Origin of the sequence: Thalassobacterium maritimum (genome assembly GCF_031127805.1) — a bacterium.
GTDB lineage: Bacteria > Verrucomicrobiota > Verrucomicrobiia > Opitutales > Coraliomargaritaceae > Thalassobacterium > Thalassobacterium maritimum.
In genome coordinates this window covers 1-5,537 of sequence record NZ_JARXHW010000094.1, presented here as the reverse complement: position 1 = coordinate 5,537, position 5,537 = coordinate 1, and the positions used below count along the sequence as shown (strand labels likewise).

Below are 5,537 nucleotides of genomic sequence, written 5' to 3'. Positions count from 1 at the left end.
GCGAGGTTCCTGATTCTTACTTTTATCTTTTTGCTGCTCTCGATTGCTGCGCAAGCGCGGTTGTTGGATTTAGATGCGCGTAACAATGCCTTGGGGTCCGCTAATTCTTTTGGGCATGGACGAATCGTGCGTGTATTAGGCGAGCTTCCGATGGGTGGAGCCAGCTGTCTTATCAACCTGGTTTTTAATACCAATCCTGCCGACGCGCCTGGTGCTTTCGGGCCATATTGGCGTATCCCTTTGCTGGCATCGACCGTCGTCCAATACAAGCAGTACAAGCTTTATTGGGATGGTCCTCACGAGCGACGTCAATTCTTCTCGTTGGATCCAAGCGGTGATACTCGGCGTGGGGGGAAGGTGTTTGTCGAACGTGGGCAAGACTGGAAGGCGACCATCGGTCGCAGGGGGGAAGTCTTGATCGAAGCGCTCGACGAGTCTGGTTATGTTTTTCGTTATGATGAGGGAAGGCTTGAGGAGTTTAAGCTGGGCGACTCTGCAGCAAGATGTCGTGTGACTTACTCGGGGAGAGGATATCCGCTTTACATCACAAACGCTGAAACCAATCGCCGAATTTTCGAGATTGAATACCGGGGCGCGACCGAACCTGAGCGTATCGTCATCGGTGAGCAACGCATCGAGGTCGAGATGGGCGATGGGGAGCTAACCGCGCCCGATGGCTCAACAAATTACCGAAATTATCGTGTCAGCTTCCTGCGTAGCTTACGATTTGGTGAAAAAAACACGGAGTATTTCTCATACAGCAAAGCAGACGCACGCAAGCGAGAGGTATCTATTGTGGATGAAGCGGGGAAGAAGCTAACGAAGGCACTCGATCTCGCAGTAAATCGAATGGAGATTGCGAATGCCGAGAACGGAGGTGCAGATTCGGATAATTGGATCGAGTGGGAAGCTGGGAGTGGGTTTGTGACCGCAGATGGCGGTTCCACTTATTCAGTTAAAAACGATTCCTGGGACCCTAATACTAATGAGGGGAATTGGGAGGTCACGCCGGATGCGGTGGAAATGACTCGGCATCCCCTTGGTGGTGACGAGCAACGCTGGTCTTATGTCTGGAATTCCGGGGTGCGGGTGTACACCGATTTGGCGACGGGTGAAGTGATTCGCCGCACAGTGATTAGCTCAACAGGCCCCGCTAATGGAAAGTTGCGCAAGCGTGAAGTGTTGAAAGATGGCAAGTGGACGCTTGACCGTCAGAACTCTTACGACCCGCAAGGGCGACCTATCCGAGCTGTGCATGGGGACTCGATGCGGATTTGGAAATGGGAAGATTCGCCAGAAGGCAGTGAAGCCACTGAGTATTTGAATGGCAGCTTAGTTAGGCGCACTGTGTATGACTCGGCAGGTGATTTTACGGAGCGGGAAATCTTTAAGGTCAATGGCGATGTGGATCGGTATGTCTATGATGACGCGGAGGATGGACGAGCCATTACGCACTATCTTAACGGCGATGCCGTTTCCTATAAGGAGCTCGATGCTCTAGGCCGCTTGAGCTACATGAAGTGGGCAGATGGCCGTGAGCAGATTTGGAACCGAAAAGAAGGCAAGGAACTCTTTTTAACGCTTTATCCCGACGGTCGTGAATATCTTGTGGAACGTAAATCTAATGGTGCGGGCTATACTCAGATTGAAGCTCCCGAACTCATTGCAAATGCCGTAAAACTCTTAACTCAAACTAGATAATAAAATATGAAAAACCTAAAATTAATCCTACTGCTCCAAGCGCTCGTGCTGGGTGCATTGACTGTAAATGCGGACGATGACTGTTGCCCTGATGGCAGCGAGCCTGCTTTTGACTGTGAAGATGGCGGAGAACTCGTCTGCGACTCGGGCGATTGTCCTCCATGCTCGACCCATAATCTTGATGCGGCTACAGAAGGATACAAATGTTGTGGCGGGGAAGAATTTGACCCTGCAATAACTGCAACTCCAGACGAGACGACAGCATACACACTCGCCTTGCCAAATCAAATATTAGAGCTGATCAGCTGGCTTGGAGTAAGTAATCTATCCAACGAAGGAACAAAGACATTCGAAAATTTTGAGGAAGGTAAAGAATGTTGCTCTGATAGCCTTTTTGACTACGTGGTCGGAAAGGTTTCCGTGGACATTGGCAATGAAGCGACTTGGAGTCCGAATGATATACCACTCGTTGGTGGCATTATGGAAGAGCTTGAGGATTTGCCCTTTGTTGCTACTCAGGTTACAGGAAATGTAACGGCTTCACAGGATTTAGGTGGAAGTTGGGAGCGAACTCTTGATCTTGATGGGCAGCTAGGTGAATGCTACACTGACCAAGGAGTATTCAATTATAGTGCAACAGTTAGCGCGGGCGTGAACATTAATGTTGATACGTGCTGGGGGGATTGTGACCCAGAAAGTGATACATTTGAAACTGACCACACTGGTAACCTGACAGGTGCAGTCGGATTTACTGGTGCCTTTACCCCAACTAGCCTAGCGGTTCCTAGTCTTAGCGATTTTAGCGGTAGTACGACTGGAGAGATATGCTTGATTATATTTGTTGATTTGCCCTCTCCGATTCCGAACATCAACATAGACCATTGTCTTCCAAACTCGATATAATGAAATTGTCATATAACAAAACAAAACCCTCTTTCGCTATTATATCTATCTTTTTTTTGAGTGTTTTAGGCCTATTAGGCGAAGAGCTTACATTCTTATCAAATGGCCCCGATGATCTTGATAATGCGATTCGTGAAGAGCTTTTTGATGAGGCTTTATTACTATTGAGTCGAAGTGTAAAAAATGAGTCCCCATCAGTAGTTCATTTTGCAGTCTCGACGGACTCTCCTTTTTCGACTGGAGATGAAATTCTGGTATATCTAGTTAAAACTCGAACCACGATCGGCAAGCGAGTGGATGATTTTTGGAAGAATATCAGCTATAATGATGTATTGATCTGCCCTCTGCGAGTTAAGTATCGAAACGATAAGTTGTCGGTCGAACTGGTGGGAGAGGATGAAATAAAAACAAGGGCAGATTTGTTTTTTATAACAAAATTTAGGGGCGGCACCTACTCGCCAACGGAAGAAAATGGAGGGTTGTCGTTACCTGAGGGAAAACGTTCTCTCGCTCAAGCTGTAATTAGCGTTGATAATGAAGAGTATAGGAAGCAAGCTTGGGATTTACTTAATTTATTTAGGCCGCACTCAGAATCGAGTGTTTCAAACGCTCACTGGATGTTTTCGACTTTTGGAGACGCCAATGCATTTTCAGCTGACCCGATCGAGCAATTATTTAGCAACTTTCTGGATGCGCAGAAGGATGGGGATATTTCAAAGCTAAAGGAGCTTATGTCGGTTGTGGGGTTGGGAGAAATGCAGCAAGAGATTGATAAGATGGGAGAAGATCGCTACGTAACTTTCTTAAAGGGATACCGCAACTCTCAAACCCGAAGTGAACGAGCAATTGCAATAGTTCCTCCGACATCAAAAGATTCTGGGAAGATAGCCACTGTAACTGAACTGCAAAGCGGGGCAAAGTGGTTCGCTATATACAAAGTAGTATCTAAAGATGGTATATATCTTTTAGACGGTCTCGAGGCTGACATTGTTATAACTGAATCTAAGCCTTTTCTTGCTGATATACTCGCGATTTTGAAATCCGAAAGAGAATTCTTTACGATTCCTCTATAACTGGACAATGGACTCTTTTACTCGAGTGATAGCTTTGATGTGTGACCTGCTTTTTTCGACGCGGTTGCGGAGTATATAAGTTTAGCCGAGGATTATGTTCTGTTAATACCGTTTCTAGAAATAGTTGAATTTATGATAATTATGGATGCTATGCAGAGGCCTTCGAGCGAGAGGTCGCAGCTAATTATGTCGCTACCATATGTCTATGGTAGCTTTGGCAACAATAGAGATCGCAGATGTTTGGGGAGCGTTATAAATTTCGAATAATGATGGACAGGGTTATTGCATTTTTTATTGATTTGATGCTTATATCGGCACTGACATTCTGTGTGGGCTACATTTTTGATCTTGGTGATACTGTCGAAGTGTTAATTGCTCTGATTTATTTTCCAGTGACTGCGCTTTTATTGCAGCAAAGCTTCGGACAGTGTATGATGGGGTTAAAGATAGAAGTGCTTAGTCAGCAGGTTAACGGACGTTTGCTAATGCTTCTACGCGCCATCCTTAAAATCGTGGGTATGGGTTTTTTCTGTTTACCACTTATTCCTTTCTGGCGCTCAGGCAATACGAAACAATCGCTGTTGGATATAGTATCTAGGACGCGAGTCGAGAACGGGCGAGCAAATGGGGGGCAACGAAGAGAGCAAATGGCACCAAACGCAAAATATAAAGATTCGATTTGATGATATTTTATAATCATAAAGCGTTACTTGTTGGCATCTTGCTTAGTCTAATATCGATGAGTTCGTTTGCCTCTTCATCTGAAGAAATCTACGAACTCGTCGAGTCGGCGAAACTGGCTCGATACAGTGATATTACCTAGTATGTTCGATTGCCTCAGGGGCGTGCGGACGAAAATCTAGGTCGGGCATCTTCTGGGATGGAAACTCCCGTGCGAGGTGTCATGGCCTTGGTGACTTGGGGCGCGCAGCCAGAGGATGTTGGTTGCATGATGACAGGTGACTAGTCTGAATAGACTAGTCAAAAGATTTGGCTCACAATGATTCGTCTATTGTTTGTTGCAGTTAGATGAACGACGCAATGAGCCAATTACATAAAACAATCAAAAACGCATTTCTATTTCCGCTACTGGCCGTAGCCTTGTTCGGGGTGAATTCGGCTCAGGCGGAACTTAAATTCGAACGGACTCTGATCGAAGACACGATCGCGCCGGATGCGAAGAGTTATCCTTTCGAGTTTGCTTTCAAAAATGAAGGTGATTCTTCGGTCGAGATCAGTGAGATCAAGACGACCTGTGGCTGCACCACCGCGAAGCTGGATAAGATGATTTATGCTCCTGGTGAATCCGGTGTGATCAAGGGGGATTTCTCGGTCGGCAGTCGCCAGGGCTTGCAGAGTAAGAAGGTCCGTGTGCTGACTAAAGACTTAGCGCAGCCTGAAATTCAGCTCGCGCTCAAGTTAGACATCCCGCAATTGGTCACGATGAAGCCTGGTCTCTTGTTGTGGCGAGTTGGTTCGGAGCCAGCTGCGAAGACATTGACAATCACGCCCAACGCGGACCTCGGTGCCAGGGTCGTGTCGGTTGAATGTGAGTCCGCTGACTTTGCGGTTGAGGCTCTGCCGGCAGTGGCAGGTTCAAACGACATTGAGGTCGTGGTCGCGCCCTTGAAAACCGAAGCGAGTGGCCGGGGCTTGGTGAAGGTGACGGTCGCAATGGCCGATGCAGAACCGAAAATTATTTATGCCCACGCTTTGATTCGTTAATCCTCAGGCGACGAACATCTTCGAATCACTCAACTACACTTTTAATTACTAGGCAAAAACTCTCCACAATTAAGCGCAATTTAAGCGTGATTGAGCGGTGCCCCCCATGTCCACAGATTTTATTAGACCGCTTAA

The 5,537-nt window shown here is 46.8% G+C and carries 5 protein-coding genes; all 5 read left to right on the top strand.

The genetic code is table 11. From position 1 onward, the window contains the following. On the top strand, window positions 1–1,701 hold a 1,701-nt coding region (locus tag QEH52_RS18940; protein ID WP_308952522.1), incomplete at its 5' end, for a hypothetical protein. Between the two features lie 6 nt (window positions 1,702–1,707). Next, window positions 1,708–2,604: a hypothetical protein gene (locus QEH52_RS18935; protein ID WP_308952521.1), complete on the top strand. Its 897-nt coding sequence runs from the start codon at window positions 1,708–1,710 to the stop codon at window positions 2,602–2,604. Continuing rightward, complete coding sequence (locus QEH52_RS18930) at window positions 2,604–3,677, top strand: hypothetical protein (protein WP_308952520.1); 1,074 nt, start codon at window positions 2,604–2,606, stop codon at window positions 3,675–3,677. Before QEH52_RS18935 ends, QEH52_RS18930 begins: the two co-directional genes overlap by 1 nt. A gap of 266 nt (window positions 3,678–3,943) precedes the next feature. Continuing rightward, window positions 3,944–4,360, top strand: a complete 417-nt coding sequence (locus tag QEH52_RS18925; RefSeq protein WP_308952519.1) for an RDD family protein — start codon at window positions 3,944–3,946, stop codon at window positions 4,358–4,360. 358 nt (window positions 4,361–4,718) lie between these two features. Then, on the top strand, window positions 4,719–5,402 hold the full coding sequence (locus QEH52_RS18920) for a DUF1573 domain-containing protein (RefSeq protein ID WP_308952518.1): 684 nt from the start codon (window positions 4,719–4,721) through the stop codon (window positions 5,400–5,402). Window positions 5,403–5,537: the final 135 nt, after the last annotated feature.

Bases quoted from the DNA above. Each gene is read 5' to 3' on its own strand.
- QEH52_RS18920 (WP_308952518.1), top strand. From the start codon at position 4,719: ATGAGCCAATTACATAAAACAATCAAAAACGCATTTCTATTTCCGCTA.
- QEH52_RS18925 (WP_308952519.1), top strand. From the start codon at position 3,944: ATGATGGACAGGGTTATTGCATTTTTTATTGATTTGATGCTTATATCG.
- QEH52_RS18935 (WP_308952521.1), top strand. From the start codon at position 1,708: ATGAAAAACCTAAAATTAATCCTACTGCTCCAAGCGCTCGTGCTGGGT.
- QEH52_RS18930 (WP_308952520.1), top strand. From the start codon at position 2,604: ATGAAATTGTCATATAACAAAACAAAACCCTCTTTCGCTATTATATCT.